This window comes from Ruegeria sp. AG6 (assembly GCF_056541565.1).
The window spans coordinates 261,827-277,632 of sequence record NZ_JBQFYQ010000002.1 but is presented as its reverse complement, the minus strand read 5'-3'; the positions used below and the strand labels follow the sequence as shown (position 1 = coordinate 277,632).

Annotated in this window: 13 protein-coding genes; 8 read left to right on the top strand and 5 right to left on the bottom strand. The window is 59.7% G+C overall.

The genetic code is table 11. From position 1 onward, the window contains the following. Nucleotides 1-389 precede the first annotated feature (389 nt). The 4 genes from ACR0I0_RS08510 to ACR0I0_RS08495 are packed head-to-tail and all read left to right on the top strand — an operon-like array spanning nt 390 to nt 5,948. Nucleotides 390-2,486, top strand: a complete 2,097-nt coding sequence (locus tag ACR0I0_RS08510) for a hydantoinase/oxoprolinase family protein (RefSeq protein ID WP_480490972.1) — start codon at nt 390-392, stop codon at nt 2,484-2,486. Continuing rightward, nucleotides 2,486-4,150, top strand: coding sequence for a hydantoinase B/oxoprolinase family protein (locus ACR0I0_RS08505; RefSeq protein ID WP_480490970.1), 1,665 nt, complete (start codon nt 2,486-2,488; stop codon nt 4,148-4,150). Before ACR0I0_RS08510 ends, ACR0I0_RS08505 begins: the two co-directional genes overlap by 1 nt. Beyond that, nucleotides 4,147-5,214: a pyridoxal phosphate-dependent aminotransferase gene (locus tag ACR0I0_RS08500; RefSeq protein WP_480490969.1), complete on the top strand. Its 1,068-nt coding sequence runs from the start codon at nt 4,147-4,149 to the stop codon at nt 5,212-5,214. Before ACR0I0_RS08505 ends, ACR0I0_RS08500 begins: the two co-directional genes overlap by 4 nt. Continuing rightward, nucleotides 5,211-5,948: a maleate cis-trans isomerase family protein gene (locus ACR0I0_RS08495; RefSeq protein ID WP_480490967.1), complete on the top strand. Its 738-nt coding sequence runs from the start codon at nt 5,211-5,213 to the stop codon at nt 5,946-5,948. Before ACR0I0_RS08500 ends, ACR0I0_RS08495 begins: the two co-directional genes overlap by 4 nt. 190 nt (nt 5,949-6,138) lie before the next feature. On the opposite strand, the gene ACR0I0_RS08490 is transcribed toward ACR0I0_RS08495, so the two are convergent. Continuing rightward, nucleotides 6,139-7,494: an MmgE/PrpD family protein gene (locus ACR0I0_RS08490; protein WP_480490964.1), complete on the bottom strand. Its 1,356-nt coding sequence runs from the start codon at nt 7,492-7,494 to the stop codon at nt 6,139-6,141. A 229-nt stretch (nt 7,495-7,723) separates the two neighbouring features. On the opposite strand from ACR0I0_RS08490, the gene ACR0I0_RS08485 reads away from it, so the two are divergent. Both ACR0I0_RS08485 and ACR0I0_RS08480 read left to right on the top strand, forming a co-directional pair. Next, complete coding sequence (locus ACR0I0_RS08485) at nt 7,724-8,611, top strand: LysR substrate-binding domain-containing protein (RefSeq protein ID WP_480490963.1); 888 nt, start codon at nt 7,724-7,726, stop codon at nt 8,609-8,611. A 370-nt stretch (nt 8,612-8,981) separates the two neighbouring features. Then, entirely contained in the window at nt 8,982-10,286 is a 1,305-nt protein-coding gene (locus ACR0I0_RS08480; RefSeq protein ID WP_171724599.1) for a UDP-glucose dehydrogenase family protein, read from the top strand. Nucleotides 10,287-10,358: 72 nt separating this feature from the next. On the opposite strand, the gene ACR0I0_RS08475 is transcribed toward ACR0I0_RS08480, so the two are convergent. After that, a complete protein-coding gene (locus ACR0I0_RS08475) occupies nt 10,359-11,360 on the bottom strand; it encodes a sterol desaturase family protein (RefSeq protein WP_171724600.1) in 1,002 nt (333 codons plus the stop codon). 107 nt (nt 11,361-11,467) lie between these two features. Between ACR0I0_RS08475 and ACR0I0_RS08470 the strand changes: the two genes are divergently transcribed. Next, nucleotides 11,468-12,358 (top strand): LysR substrate-binding domain-containing protein, encoded by an 891-nt coding sequence (locus ACR0I0_RS08470; RefSeq protein WP_171724601.1) that lies wholly within the window; start codon nt 11,468-11,470, stop codon nt 12,356-12,358. Here ACR0I0_RS08470 and ACR0I0_RS08465 read toward each other — a convergent pair. Genes ACR0I0_RS08465 through ACR0I0_RS08455 form a run of 3 tightly spaced genes read right to left on the bottom strand, consistent with a single transcriptional unit; the run spans nt 12,331 to nt 14,716 of the window. Next, nucleotides 12,331-13,419, bottom strand: a complete 1,089-nt coding sequence (locus tag ACR0I0_RS08465) for a helix-turn-helix domain-containing protein (protein WP_480490961.1) — start codon at nt 13,417-13,419, stop codon at nt 12,331-12,333. The two genes, ACR0I0_RS08470 and ACR0I0_RS08465, sit on opposite strands and share 28 nt — an antisense overlap. Before the next feature lie 38 nt (nt 13,420-13,457). Beyond that, nucleotides 13,458-14,195: a hypothetical protein gene (locus tag ACR0I0_RS08460; protein ID WP_480490960.1), complete on the bottom strand. Its 738-nt coding sequence runs from the start codon at nt 14,193-14,195 to the stop codon at nt 13,458-13,460. Beyond that, nucleotides 14,192-14,716: an RNA polymerase sigma factor gene (locus tag ACR0I0_RS08455; protein ID WP_245218156.1), complete on the bottom strand. Its 525-nt coding sequence runs from the start codon at nt 14,714-14,716 to the stop codon at nt 14,192-14,194. Before ACR0I0_RS08455 ends, ACR0I0_RS08460 begins: the two co-directional genes overlap by 4 nt. Nucleotides 14,717-14,812: 96 nt before the next feature. Here ACR0I0_RS08455 and ACR0I0_RS08450 point away from each other — a divergent pair, with 96 nt between their 5' ends. Beyond that, complete coding sequence (locus tag ACR0I0_RS08450) at nt 14,813-15,751, top strand: c-type cytochrome (protein ID WP_480490957.1); 939 nt, start codon at nt 14,813-14,815, stop codon at nt 15,749-15,751. Nucleotides 15,752-15,806 lie beyond the last annotated feature (55 nt).

The following is a 15,806-nucleotide window of genomic DNA, read 5'->3' as shown; positions in this document are numbered from 1 at the left end:
CGCTTGCAGATCTTTCTCCCGCCTATCTCAGAGTGACGGCATGTGGTTCGAATGGGTCTTGCAGAGGATCACCCTTGCGAACCACACATCTGCATCGGCTGGGTCACACAAAATAGACGACCACAGGTGATGTGCGAGGGGTCAAGACCCTCAACTGCAAGCCCCGCAATCGGCCAGGCGTGACGAATTTTGTCGTTTGCAGGCATTTTTGTCGCTTTCCGGCTTGTTGCGCTATGCTGGTGTGAACAAGAATACCTACGTATGAAGAGTTGTTTTCCGAATCCCATGGACCGCCGTGCCACCGGCTGTGACCTTGTGATCCCAGCCTGATCTCAGGGCCTCTGGCCCATATGCATCACGCTGTGATTACGGATTTTTCGGATAACCTCATGACAACTCAAGCGCTGCGCCTGGCCATCGATATTGGCGGCACGTTCACGGATACGGTTCTTGTCTCTGGCGAAGAGACGATACTTGCCTCGACCAAAACCCTGACCACGCATCACAACCCCGCCGACGGAGCCATGCAAGGCGCAACGCGCGTGATGCAACAGACAGGGCACCGTCTGAGCGAAGTCACCGGTTTCATTCACGGCACCACGCTGGCCACCAACGCGCTGATCGAAAAACGCGGCGCGGTCGTGGCAACCGTGACCACCGAAGGGTTCAGGGACATTCTGGAAATCGCCTACGAGCGGCGCTATTCGCAATATGACATCAATCTGGAGAAACCTGATCTGCTGGTGCCGCGTGAGCGCGCGCTGACGTTCCGCGAGCGCGTTTCGGCGGATGGCAAGGTGTTGATTTCGCTGGAAGACACAGCCATCGACGCGTTGTTGAAGGACATCGACGCCAGCGGAGCGGAAGCCATCGCCATCTGCCTGATGCACGCATATGCAAACCCCGAGCACGAGCGCAGGCTGCGCGATACGCTGGCGGACAGGCGCCCCGATCTGACCGTCTCGATTTCGTCGGACGTCAGCCCCGAAGCGCGCGAATTCGACCGGCTGTGCACGACCGTCGCCAACGCCTATATCCAGCCTCTGATGGCAACGTATCTGGCCCGGTTTGTCCGACAATTCGAGGCCCAGGGCGTCACCTGTCCGATCCTGATGATGACAGCGGGTGGTGGAATGTGCACCATGCGAACCGCCGCGCGGTTTCCGATCCGGCTGGTGGAATCCGGCCCTGCCGGTGGTGCCATTCTGGCTGCCCGCGTCGCCGCCCGCGCCGGTCTGGATCAGGTTCTGTCCTTTGACGTCGGCGGTACCACCGCCAAACTATGCCTGATCGACAACGCCCGTCCCCAGACCTCGCGCCAGTTCGAGATTGCCCGCGCCGCACGGTTTATCAAAGGGTCCGGAATGCCGGTACGAATACCGGTCATCGAAATGATCGAGATCGGCGCCGGAGGCGGTTCGATTGCCGGGGTTGACCGGCTAGGACGGTTGACCGTAGGGCCAAAATCAGCCGGATCCGAGCCCGGCCCCGTCGCCTTCATGCGCGGCGGAACCGAACCCACGGTGACTGACAGTGATATTGCACTGGGATATATCGTACCCGACACGTTTGCCGAGGGGCATATTCAGCTTGATCCCGAAGCTTCGAAACGGGCGCTGAGCCGGGTGATCGGGTCAAAGCTGGATCTGGATGCCGTAGGCGCCGCCGATGGCGTCAGCCGTATCGTCGACGAAAGCATGGCCAGCGCGGGTCGGATGCATGCGGTGGAATCCGGCAAGGACCTTGGCCCACGAACAATGATAGCGTTTGGGGGAAACGGGCCATTGCACGCCAGCCGGGTCGCGCGATCCGCCGGGGTCAGCCGCATCGTGATCCCGCCCGATCCCGGTGTCGGATCGGCCGTCGGCTTCCTGTTCGCTCCGGTGTCTTTCGAGATCGTCCGCTCGCGCTATTCGTCGCTGGGCAGCATGGACCTGAACGGGATCAACACGCTGTTCGAAGCCATGATTTCCGAGGCTAGAGAGGTCGTCTTCCAAGGGGCCGGCGATGTCCCGACCCAGACGCTGCGCACTGCCTTCATGCGCTACAACGGACAAGGGCACGAGATCGAGATCACCCTTCCCGACCGCCCCCTGACCGCCGAAGATATCGTGCCGCTGACCGCTGCATTCGAACAGGAATACCGCAAGCAATTCTCGCGCCCGGTGCCGGGGATGCAGATCGAGATTCTCAATTGGGCGGTACGTGTCGCGACCTGTGACAGTGTCGTGCCGGCGGTTCCTGAAACGCCCCGGTTGAAGACAATCTCGGCGCCGGAAACCCGTCCGATCACCTGTGACGTGGACGGAGTGTCGAAACCAGCGGCCTTCGTTGCCCGAGCGGATCTGAAGCCCGGCGACCACCTTCACGGCCCCGCATTGATCACCGAGCCGCAGACAACCACGCTCGTGTCCGCCGACTTCTCGGCCCATGTGGATGCCATTGGAAACCTCGTCCTCGTTCGGGACCAGAAAGGAGGCGCATGATGTCGTCCGATCTTTCACACGATCTTTCGCCCGCCCGATTGCAGGTGATGTGGAATCGTCTGCTGGCCGTGGTCGAAGAACAGGGTCAAACCCTGATCCGCGCCGCCTTCAGCCCGATCGTACGCGAATGCGGCGACATCTCTGCCGGGATATTTGACGCCGATGGCCGGATGCTGGCGCAAGCCGTGACCGGCACGCCGGGGCACATCAACACCATGGCCGAGGCGGTGCAGCACCTGCGCCGGGCTTTCCCGGTTCAGTCCATGAAGCCGGGCGACATCTACATGACGAACGACCCATGGCTTGCCTCGGGGCACCTGAACGATTTTCTGCTGATGATGCCCGCATTCAAGGATGGCAAGGTGGTGGGCTTTACCTCCTGCACGTCGCATCTCGTTGATCTGGGTGGGTTGGGCATGGGCCCCGAAGGTTCCGACATCTATGACGAGGGCCTGCTGATCCCGCCCTGCAAGCTGGTTGAGCAGGGCACCCCCAACGATTTGCTGCTGGACATCATCCGCGCCAACAGCCGCGAACCCGTCGCCAACGATGGCGACATCTATGCACTGATCGCCTGCTGCGAAGCCGGGGTTGCAAGGCTGCTGTCGATGATGGAGGAATTTGGCCTCGACGATCTAGGGACGCTCGGCTCGTACATCATCGACACGTCGCGCCGCGGCACGCTGGAGGCCATCGCCGACGTGCCCGAAGGTGTCTACAAGAATGTTCTGAAGATGGACGGCTATGAGAATGAGCTGGAACTGCACGCCACCCTGACCGTAAGGAAGGACGGCATGCATGTGGATTTCTCGGGCACTTCGGGCTGTTCGCGCAAGGGCATCAACGTGCCGCTGAACTATGCCACCGCCTATACGGTGTTTGCCTTGCGCTGCATTGTCGGCGCGGACATTCCCAACAATGCGGGATCGCTGGAGCCGTTTACCATTGACGGGCCAAAGGGCTGCATCCTGAACGCGCAGCGCCCGGTGCCGGTTGCGATGCGGCATACCTTGGGTCAGGTCACGCCCGATCTGGTTCTGGGCTGCCTGCATCAGGCCCTGCCCGATGCGGTCCCGGCCGAAGGTGCAAGTTGCATGTTCGACCTGCCCATGCGCCACGCGCCCGAAGTGGCCCGTGACGGCGGTCGCGAATTCGCGGTGGAACCCGTACACAATGGCGGAACCGGCGCGCGACCTCATGCCGATGGACTGTCGGCCACGGCCTATCCGTCCGGGGTGTTCGGCAGTCAGGTCGAGATCACCGAAAGCGTCGCACCCGTGACGATCTGGCGGCGCGAACTGCGCCCAGATTCCGGCGGCCCAGGCAAGTATCGCGGCGGGCTGGGGCAGCGGATCGAGATGACCTCGTCCAACGGTGCTCCCTTTATCGTTTTCCTTTCGGTCGAACGGCTGAAATACCCGGCGCTTGGCCGTATGGGCGGCAGACCCGGCGCGCCCGGTCGCATCCGTTTCAGGGACGGCGCAAACGATATTCCGGGCAAAGGAGAGTTGCGGGTGGAACACGGTGATTATCTGATCTTCGATACACCGGGCGGCGGTGGATTTGGCGACCCTGCCGAACGCGACCCGGATGCGCTGGCGCTGGACATCAAACGCGGGTTGGTAACTGCGCAAGGCGCCAGGATTTACGCGGGTGACGCATGATCCGACCGGTTCCTTACATTGGCGCCATGGCCGCTTATGCGCTGGCTGATCCGAACGGCGCAGACACGGTTTCACTGGCGCAGAACGAAAGCGCCTTTCCCGCAAGCCCCGCCGCCGTTGCGGCCGGGCAGGCAGCGCTGGCGGATCTGGCCCTTTATCCCGATCCGGAATGGGCCGAAATGCGCTCGGCCATTGCCGAGGTGCACGGGCTCGTCCCCGCGCGCATTTTATGTGGGGCGGGCTCGATGGAACTGATTGGCTGTCTGATCCGCGCCTTTGCCGGGCCGGGCGATCAGGTGCTGGGCACACAATATGGCTATGCCTTTGTCGCCTCGGCGACAGCTCAGGCACAGGCCGAATATGTGGCAGCGCCCGAGGTCGATTTGACCGTATCGGTGGACGCGCTTCTGGCCGCTGTCACACCTGCCACCCGCATCGTGTTCGTCTGCAATCCGGGCAACCCCACCGGCACGCTGATCCCGAATGACGAAATTGTCCGTCTGCGATCGGATCTGCCTGGCGATACACTGCTGGTGGTGGATCAAGCCTATGCGGAATTTGCCGATGCCACGAACGATCCTGCGCAGATCTTTGCGCTGGTGGATCGGGGCGACACCGTGATCACGCGTACATGTTCCAAGGCCTACGGGCTGGCGGGGGCGCGAGCCGGCTGGGGCTATTTCCCAAGCGAAATCTCGGGTGAGGTCCGCAAGCTTTTGAATCCCAACAATATCTCGATTGCCTCGCAGGCAGTGGCCGCGGCGGCGATGCGCGATCAGGCCCATATGCGCAACGTGGTCGCACGGACAGCCGAGATTCGGGACCGGTTTGCGCAGGAATGCCGCGAACTGGGCCTGAGCGTGCCGGAAAGCCACACCAATTTCGTGCTGATCCGCTTTGCCTCGACCGCGCAGGCACAGCGCGCCGACACGGCCCTGCGGGCGGAGGGCCTGATGATGCGCGGCATGGGCGGCTATGGTTTGTCGGACTGTTTGCGCGCCACGATCTGTGCGCCCCAGGTGATGGACAAGGCCTGCGACATCTTGAAAGGAGCGCTGACATGACCGAGACCCGCACAACCGCCAAGATCGGTGTTCTGGTGCCCTTCACCAACACCAATCTGGAACCGGATATGGAGATGCTGCGACCGCCAAACACCACCATCCATTTCCAGCGCATGGGCGGCTATGACGTGGATGAAATTCCCGGCTCGGATCAAATGGCAGGTTTGGGTGCTTCGGATATCAGCCACGATCTGCGGATGATCTCGGGCGTGCGGCCCGATGTGGTGCTGTACGGCTGCACCTCGGCCACCCTGACCCATGGGCCGTCTTTCGACGCTGAGCTGGCGCAACAGATCAAATCGGAATCCGGTGCGCTGTCGCTGACCGCGGCCGGATCATTAATCGCCGCAATCAAGGCACTGGGGGCCACAAAGGTCGGCTTTTCCTCGCCCTATCTGGGCGAAATAAACGTTCAGGCGATGGATGTCATGGCCCAGAACGGAATCGAGACCGTTCGATGCACCGATGTTGGCCGAAAGCTGGGCAATTACGGTCAGGGAGAGCTGACCCCGGACGAGGTTTATGAACTGGCCTGTCAGGCCGATCACCCGCAGGCACAGGCCATAATTCTCAGCTGCACCGACATGCGTTCGGTCGAGGCGATCGACCGAATTGAAGCAACGCTGGGCAAGCCGGTCGTCACCTCAAATCAGGCGATGATGTTCTGCCTTATGCGGGCTCTGAACCTACCGCGTCACGACGCGCTGCCGGGGCGATTGTTCGACCTGCTCTGACCGGATCAGGGCGCAGGGCGACAGTGTAAGGGAGCAAACTCACCTCGAACCGGTCTTGGATCACCCAGACTTGTTCCCAGCTCCAAATCAACCTTTTCAGCAGGCGGCAAGACCGTCGCCGCGCCGTCATCAGGATCAAGGGTGCGGATGTGCCGGTCGGAATGCGTATATACGGCAGCTTCGGCAGATTTTACGTCTGGTCGGCGGGGGCGTAGATCAACGCGCCAAGGTCTGAGAACTTCGAACCTGGCGCGCCCAGCCCCAGAACCGCGTCACGAATTGCGGCAGCACGGGATGCACCCAGTGATGGTGTCGCAAATTCCATGAATTTGTCGATCACTTCTGTCTCATCCATTGGTGCCTCGGGTCCGCCGCGTGCATGTACGTCGCCCGACTCGAGTATCCGCCCGTCGGTCAGGGTGATGCTGACATCGGCGAACCGGCTTTCGGGGAAACGGTCAGAATGGCGTGCGGCCTCTGCAACCGAGATACGCTCGACGATCGAGGCGACCAGCGAGTCGGCCAGGCCCGCGCCGGTGATGTTCTCGACCCCGATCCGGCCATGCGCAACCATTGTCGCGACGGCAAATGGCAGCGAATACTGCGCCTTGGACGTATCATCCGGCATGCCCCTGAAAAGGCAGGCGCTTTCCCGAAACGTGTTTACATGAATCGCGGCAACATCCCGGTGAGTCAGGTCGTTTTCACGCATGAGTGCACGGGTGGCATCAATTGCGGCGTGGGCCCAACGGCAGATCGGGTAGGGTTTGACATATTGATGCTCCATTTGCCAGAAATCGCCCAGATCTTGCCAATGGGGGGCAACGTCTGCCGCTTCGATGGTGATGGCCGGTGCCCCGGTAAAGCCTTTCTCGGCCAATACCGCTGAAGAAATGCCAACCAAAGCGCCCCAGCCCGAACCGTCATGCAGCATGGTGGGATTGGCGATCTCGCGCATCATCTGGCTGCGCGGGCCATGGTATTCGGCGATCCCCATGGCCTGCCGCATCTGTTCGGCCTTCAAACCGCGCAAACGCGCCGCCACGGCCACCACGCCAATCGCGTTCCAAGCTCCGGATGTGTGATAATCGCTGACGGTGTCATGCAAAGAAATGCCCGCGCGTCCTGCGACCTCGTATCCAACGATCACCGCCGCCAGCGCTTCGAGGCCTGAAAAATCTTGAACGGTTTCAGCCAGTGCCGCCAGTGCGGGAACGACGACAACCCCGATGTGGCCTTTGGTCGGATTGTATCCATCATGTCCGTCCAAATTGTCGGTCTGTGTGGCCGCTGCATAGGCCGCACCCGCGACGCTGACGCGACGACCGTCGAAAAGCATGCGCGCGCTCAGCCCCGGATCGCCCGCGCCAAACAGCGCTACCGCACTCTCGCGCGCAATCTGCCCGGCCTGCATCGGCCCCGATCCTATGGTGATCCCCAGCGTATCCAGCAGCATCAACGCCGCTGCCTTGCGCGCGGTGTCGGGAAAATCCTGCGCGGCACGATTCAGCGCAAAATCTGCAACGGTCTGAAAGGTATCTGTCACGGTGTCCAGTCGAGGTTTTTCTTTCGGGTTCCGGATACAAGAAAAAGCCTATGTGAATTTGCGCATAGCGGCACGAAAACAATCATGGGGCAATGGCCCCGGATTATTTGTGACTAGGACCAGATCGCGTTTCGAGGCAGAACCATACGTGTGAGTCGCTCATGGGCAAGACAGCAAGCCCTGGGCTTATTAGTTCTTTGCAACGTGCCTTGCCTGAGAAACATCCGTCATGATGAATCTTCCACACCTGACCTTTCTGCGTTCGTTCGAAGCAGCGGCACGGCACCTGAGCTTTACCGCTGCAGCCGAAGAGTTGAACTGCACCCAATCTGCCGTCAGCAATCATGTCCGCTCGTTGGAAGAGTTTTTGCAGCGCCCCCTATTCGTGCGCCATCCCCGGTCGCTGTCGCTGACGGATGTGGGTGAGGCCTATCTGCCGTCAGTGCGCCATGCCCTCCAGGAAATCAACGCTGCCACGCAATCGGTCATCGTGCGGTCGCATACCCGCAAAGTGGTGGTATCTTGCCCGGTCAGTCTGGCCGAGAACTGGTTGCCGGATGTGATCCGTGGTTTCAACGCGGTGCATCCCGATATTGATCTGACGGTTCACGGCACTGTCTGGGCTGATGTCGAACCAAATGTTTCGGACATCTCGCTGACGATCAATCATGTCGACGATGTGTTGCCCGACGCCCATCGTTTGTGGGTCGAAAAACTGGCCTTGGTCTGTGCGCCCGACTTTCTGGTCGATGGCGAGCCGCTGACCGACCCCAAGCAATTGCAGAATGCACCGCTGATCCATATCCTGGGCCGCCCCTCCTATTGGGAGCACGCGGCGCGGCATTTCGGATTGTCCGATCTGAGCCAGAAGGGCGGGTTGCGGACAAATGTCTCGAATCTGGCGATGGAAATGGCCGCCAAGTCACTGGGATGCGTCGCCCTGCCCCGGTCGCTGGCCCGGTCCTATGTCGAGCGGGGGCTGCTGATCGAGCCTTTCCGGTTTGATCTGAACAGCCCCTGGACCTATTTCATGCGTCTCAAGGAAAAACCCGTTTCGCCACCGGTCCGGCTGTTTCAGAATTGGCTGTTGCAAGCCGCCGCTGAAATGGACAGCTGATCGACCTGTCATTTGCCGGGCCATGTCACGCGGCCCCTTTTATCCCTTACGCCGTCTTGTTGGTGGCGAGAACGCGCGATCACCCCCGCGCCTGATCAATACTTAAGGCAGGAGCTATTCCAGCCATCAACAACACCCTCTGTTCAACCGAATTTCAACACCAACCGGTCTTCCTGATCCCCGGCTCCGCTGAACAAAACGGACATGGTCGCGGTTTCGAAGGGCTTTGCACCGTCTGCGTTCTTATTGCCTCAATATCCGCAAGAATCTATGGGATGCACCACACAACTGCTGACGGCCATTGAAACCGGCGTCAGTTTCTTTGATTGTGCCCACGCCGTCCGTGGTAATTGGTAAGAAGGATTTTTGGATGCGTATTGCAATGATCGGCACCGGTTATGTTGGCTTAGTGTCCGGTGTATGCTTTTCGGACTTTGGTCATGACGTGATTTGCGTCGACAAGGCTGAGCAAAAGATCGACATGCTCAAGGCCGGAGAAGTGCCGATCTATGAACCGGGCCTGGATGTGCTGATGGCAAAAAACGTTGCTGCCGGTCGCCTGAGTTTTTCAACCGATCTGAAAACAGCAGTTGATGGCGCCGATGCGGTTTTCATCGCGGTCGGAACTCCGACCCGACGAGGAGACGGCCACGCGGATTTGACCTATGTGATGGCGGCGGCAGAAGAAATCGCCCAAGCGGTTACCGGATACACGGTCATTGTCACCAAATCGACCGTGCCGGTGGGAACAAACAGAAAAGTTCAGGAGGTCGTTGCGGCCGCCAACCCCGCAGCCGAATTCGACGTGGCCTCGAACCCTGAATTTCTGCGCGAAGGCGCCGCAATCGATGACTTCATGCGCCCCGATCGCGTCGTGGTGGGTGTGGAAAACGATCGCGCCGCCGAAGTGATGGCCGAGATTTACCGACCGCTTTATCTGCGTGACTTCCCGATCCTGACCACCGATCTGGAAAGCGCCGAGATGATCAAATACGCCGCCAACGCGTTTCTGGCGACCAAGATCACTTTCATCAATGAAATCGCAGGCTTGTGTGAAAAGGTCGGTGCGGATGTCAAGGAAGTTTCCCGCGGCATCGGTCTGGACGGACGAATTGGCAACAAATTCCTGCACGCGGGGCCGGGCTATGGTGGGTCCTGTTTTCCGAAGGATACCGCCGCGCTGGCGCGGATCGGGCAGAATCATGCATATCCGATGCAGATCACGGAAACCGTCATTCGGGTGAATGACGAGGTCAAGAAGCGGATGATCGAAAAAATCCGCGACGCCTGCGACGACCGCCTTAACGGCAAGACGGTGGCGGTTCTGGGTGTCACTTTCAAACCCAACACGGATGACATGCGCGACGCGCCATCACTGTCCATTATTCCCGCTTTGATCGGCGGAGGGGCCAAAGTGCGCGTCGTCGATCCGCAGGGCAAAGCGGAAGGCGATGCATTATTGCCCGGAGTCGAATGGTGCGACGATCCCTATGCAGCGGTTCAAGGGGCTGACGTTGTGGTGTTGCTGACAGAGTGGAACGAGTTCCGCGCGTTGAACCTGACCCAGCTGGCCGGTTCCATGAACTCTGCCCGAATGGTGGATCTGCGCAATATCTATTCAAAGTCACAGGCGCTGAAATCCGGCTTTGAAACCTATGTCGGCGTTGGACGCTGAACGCACACCGCCTGTTGGATCAAACGCGCCCACCGGACCCGCTTGGGTCCGGCAGGGATCTGCCTTCACGGGCTATTCGGTGGCCCAGATCTTGCGGCGGCGTTCCTTGACCATGTCATTGCCTTCATCGGTGCCGTCGTGGAATGTGTTGAACCATTCATCCCAAGGGGTTTCCCAGGTGCCGTAATTGCAGTCAAAAAACCGGTGATGCAGCTGGTGAAAGAAATCCCCGACCTGGAACTTGGCCTTGTTGCCGAACTTCACATGCTCGAACCCGGCATGAGAGGTCGGAGCGCCGATGCCGTGATGGAACAGCAGGAAAATGGCGTGGATCGGATGAGACGGCAGCAGGAAGAAGATCATCGTATCGAACATCAGAAAGAAACTTTCGACCGGATGCATCGAAAGCCCCGACCAAGGGCCGGTATTGATGTTGCGGTGATGCCAAGCGTGGACTTTTGTATAAAGCACACCCACATGCAGCAGCCTGTGCAGCCAGTAGAAATGGAACCCGGCCCAGATCGGCACGAAGACGGTCATGGCGATGAACCAGATCGGGTTGCCGTCTAACGTGATCATCGTGATCCAGCCATTGGCATAGGAATACAGGATCAGACATTCCCAGAACGTCCAGAACGTCAATGCCGGGCCCAAGGTCCAGAACATGTTGTCCCAGACCTGATTTTTGAATGTGAACACCTTGGCGCCCTTCATCATCGGGCGCATGTCATAGCGGTATTCGTCCTGCTGCGTGCGGAACTTCCAAAGGGCCAGATGCAAACCGCCTGCGACCACCATCAGGATACAGAAATTGCGGAACCAGATTTCCGCAACCCAATTCCAGCCGAAGGTCTCGATCCTGCTCAAAGAAGGCGTCAGATAGGTCCAGCTGATGACCGCAAAGACCAGCAGCAGCGCCCGCAATGCAAGCGGATTCCAGCTTTGCAGCAGGTATTTCAACGCGGCCAGAGGTTTCATCGGCCAATCCCAATAGGGCGCGGTCTGAATCGGCAATTGAGGCGTGTAATTCCAGATCTTGCGCTTGGCTCGTGGCAGCAGGGCGGGGTCTGACATAGAAGGCTCATTTCATCTGTTCACTGATTACAAGCCTAAGGCGGGGGATCAAAAGCTCAGACCTAATTGTCTTGCCGGTGAGGCTAAGTTCTGCTTAGCCTGTCGGAATGAACGCCCGCGTCCCTTCCCTCAACTGGCTGCGCGTATTCGAGGCTGCGGCCCGAACCGAAAGCTTTGCCCGCGCCGCGACCCAGTTGAACATGACGCCTGCCGCCGTCAGCCAGCAGGTCAAGGCGCTGGAGACAAGACTGGGCACACCCTTGTTTCACCGTCACGCGCATGCGGTCGCTTTGACCGAGACCGGGCGCGCCTATCTGCCGTCGGTACAGCAATCCTTGCTCATGTTGGAAACGGCAACCGCCGGTCTGTTCGGTGAAACCCGCGAGCAAAGGCTTTACGTGCAGTCGGTGCTGCTGTTTGCACATGGCATTCTGGCCGGGGGTGTTCCCGATTTTCAGGCGGCGCATCCTCAGATCAACCTTTCGCTTTCGACCGGCAATGTCATGTCGGATTTTGCCAATCGGTTCACTGACCTTCAGATCGTGTTCGGAAACCCCGCGCTGTTCGGCTCGGAAAGTGACGAGTTGATGCGCGAACATCTGTATCCCATCGCCCCACCCGAGGTTGCTGCCCGGATCGAGACGGCAAAGGACTTGTTCGACTTCACCTTGATCGAAGTTTCGACCCATCGGGCAAGCTGGCCGCATTGGTTCGAACACCAGCGGCTGCCAGCAGGCCAGGCACAGTATTTTTTTGCCGACAATTCGGTGATGGCGGCCGAGCTCTGCGCCAGCGGATGCGGCATTGCCTTGGCACGCGCGCCCGCGTCAGATCGCATTATGAAACTGTCGGGCTTGGTCCCTTGTCTGCCGGACATCTCCTGCCCGGGGCAGGAAGCTTATCATCTGGTCTATCCCTCCCGCACGGCGCTGCGCCCGGCAGCGCGTACGTTTCGCGATTGGCTGATGGATTACAGCGCCGCCGTCCAGACGCGGTAACGCCCCTGCCCGGTGACCTCGCGAACCAGACCCCGCTGCGCGAACAGGTCGAAATTGCGCTGTACCGCCGCGCGGGAAGCCTTGGTCAGGTCTTCGGCCAAAGGTGCGGATACCATGGGCCAGGCCGTCAATGCATTGATCAGCCGCGGTGGAGTGCGGCCGCTCAGATCCTGCGTGACGTCTTTGGCTTTCGCCTCCCACGCGCTGATCCGATCCAGATGCAGCAACGCCGCAAGGGCAGCCTGCCCTGCGCCGCCGATCCATGCGCTCAGTTTTTCCGCCGGATCCCCCGAGCCGCGCAGCGCACGCGGCCCGGACAAGGCCAAGGGCATAAACTGCGCACCGCCACGCCCCATGGAGGCCGCATGCCGCGCGGCTATGACGGCTGCTTCCGTGTCTTGTCCGATGCCTTGTGACACCGCCCGCCACGCGTGAAACGCAATTGCCGACTGCGTCACAGGATGCAGCCCTTCGGCGTTTTGCATGACCTCGGCCAGATCAATGATGGATTCCGGGGTCGCGTCGGCCCCCTGAGCCAGTCGGTCAAGAAACGCGGTCAGCCCCCGTTCCCAACCGCCGGCAGCAGGCGGCGCGCCCGAACTCAGGCGTCGTACAGCCCATCCGGCCCGGAACAGGGCCTGCACGTCATCATGAGTCGCGCCGATCCGCAAACCGGTCCACAAGGCCAATCGATCCACGCTGATCCGGTCTCCGGTCCACCACCCCAGATCGGACGTCTCCATCAATGCCAAGCGATGCGTCCAGCCTTCGGGGCCCGCTCGCAACCGTTCATCCAGCGCGCCAAAAGTCAGGGCCAGATCTGCAAGTTCCGCAGAAAGGTCGGACTGCGCTGCCCGCCAATCACGCGGATCGAACAGCAGGCGCTGTTCGCGTCGCGGCCCGGGCAAAAAGAATCCCTCGTCTTCCTCGACTTCATCCGGCGGCAAGAACCACAGGTCGTCCTCTTCGGACGGATCGCCGTCATAGATGCTGGCGGGGCCAAGATCTTCGGCCTCGTCTTCAGGAACGGGCAAGGGTTTCTTCGACGTCATACCCCGCATTCTTCGGGCATTCCCGTTGGTTCACAAGGGGTATTCCGTCAGCCCGCAAAGGTTCGGGTCAGAACATCCAGTTCGCTGCTCAAATCGGTCTGCGGAGAGCTGCCCAGCAGCATGTAACCATAGCCATCCTGCGCCCAGGTCGCTGTTGCCAAACCGCTCAGAATGGCCTGTTTGACCTCTGCCTTCGGGGCGTTCGGCCCCTGACGGATAACACAGAAGGCAAAAGGTTGATCCTGCTCATCAGCGAAAACGACCTGAACCAAGGGCTTTCCCTTGAACGAAAGAACCTGTGCTCGCTTCAACTCCAGCCCAGGCAGGGAGTCCAGCGCTTCACGGTTCAGAGACCTGCCAAGTGCTGCCTCGGCCATCGCGAACTGCTTGTCCAGCGATGCCTCGGAACTGTCCAGCGAGACAATCGTCTCGGGCACATAAAGCGACTGATAGATTGCCGCATGCTGCGCCCAGCCCGGTTCCGCCGGACGCGTCGCCCAGAATGTCAGGGCGACGGCTGCAACCCCGACGCCCGCGGCCACGACCAGAAGGCGCAGAAACCCAGCATTGGTGTTTTGCGCCACGGGTTCCGGCAAATCGACCTTCGGCGCCGCGGTGGGCAGTTTCTCAAAGACCTGCCCAACGACAGGCGCAAACGGATCCAGCGCCATCAAGCGGCGTTCAAGCTCGACATCATCCTCAACCGCGGCCTCGATGGCGCGGCTCTGAGCCTCATCCAGCGTGCCTTCCAGATACGCCAACAGCGTCTCGTCGGAAAACGTCATTTGCCACTCCGTCGCGCGGTGTCTGCCGCCTCAAACTGCATCACGGTTTTCAGTTTCCGCCGGGCATTCGATAGCCGGCTCATGATTGTGCCGATGGGAACGTCCAGCAATGCAGCGGTTTCGCGATAGCTGTACCCTTCGACGAACACAAGCATGACCGTTTCCCGCTGCGCTTCTGGCAGCTGCATCACTTGAGTAAACACTTCAGCCGCAAAAATATTCGTTTCTGAATCCGGCAAAGTTGCGACCAGTTCCGCTTCCGGGGTCACGGACAGCGCCTGTGCCCGCCGGACGGAACGAGACCGCACTTCGTTCAACCAGATTGACCGGCAGATCGTCATCAGCCAACTGTCCAGACGATCATGCGATGTTACCTGATGATGCCGCTCAAGCGCACGCAGGCAAGTGGCCTGCACCAGATCGTCCGCCACATCTGATGCCCCCGACAACGCCAGAGCAAACCGCCAGACGCGTCTTGAGTGCATCTGTACGGCGTCACGAACGGCCTGTTCGGAAGTCATCTCGGCACTCATCGAATAAAACGCGACCTGTGTGTGTTTGTCAGAAACGGACCCGGCCCGCAGGGCCAAAACTGACATAAACCGCGGAGGAAAGAAATGAAACTTCTGTTGAAGGCAGTCACGTTTGCGTCGGCAATTGTTGCAACACCCATTTGGGCAGCAGATTGGACACTGGAGTCCGACCACTCGCATCTGGCATATGGAACGATCAAGAAAAACGCGGTGGGCGAGGTCAACAGTTTCACCGGCCTGAGCGGACACGTGACACAGGAGGGCATAGCCGAAATCGAAATCGACCTGTCCTCGGTCGAGACCAACATAGATATTCGCAACGAACGAATGATCGAATTTGTATTCCGCCAAGCACCCACTGCGCGCCTGACGGCCGAATTCGACATGGCGAAGGTTTCAGGGCTGGCCGTGGGTGAAACCACCACTCTGGAAGCTGCTTCCGTGCTTTCGCTGGCCGGCAGGGAAGTTGAATTTGACGCGGAAATGTTCGTCGCACGCTTGTCCGAGACGTCAGTGCTTGTTTCGACAAACGACATGGTGTTTCTCAGCACGGAAGACGCCGGTGTGAACGCCGGCGTGGACAAGCTTATGGAATTGGCAAGCCTGCCCGGCATCACCCGAACGGTACCTATTACGGCCCGGCTGATCTTTAACACGGATGAAGAGCAGGCCTCGACGGCATCGGAAGCCACAGAGGATGTTGCTGCCGCAGATGTTCAGGGGGACGCGACGGCGGGCAAAAAGGTGTTTCGCAAATGCAGTGCCTGCCACAAATTGAAAGAAGGCAGCCATGGTGTTGGCCCGTCCCTGCACGGTATTATCGGCACAAAGGCCGGACAGGCAGAGGGATTCAAGTATTCGACAGCGCTGGAAAGTTCCGACATCGTTTGGACGCATGAGACCCTGAGCGCGTTCCTGACAGATCCCAAACGGTATCTTCAGGGCAATCGAATGCAGTTTCGCGGCCTGAAAAAGAACGAAGATATTGTTAACCTTCTTGCATATTTGCAAGAAGAGGGGTGAAGGCAACGCCCGAGAGACCTGGCCGCAGCGCTGAATTTCGATTTCCAACAACCGG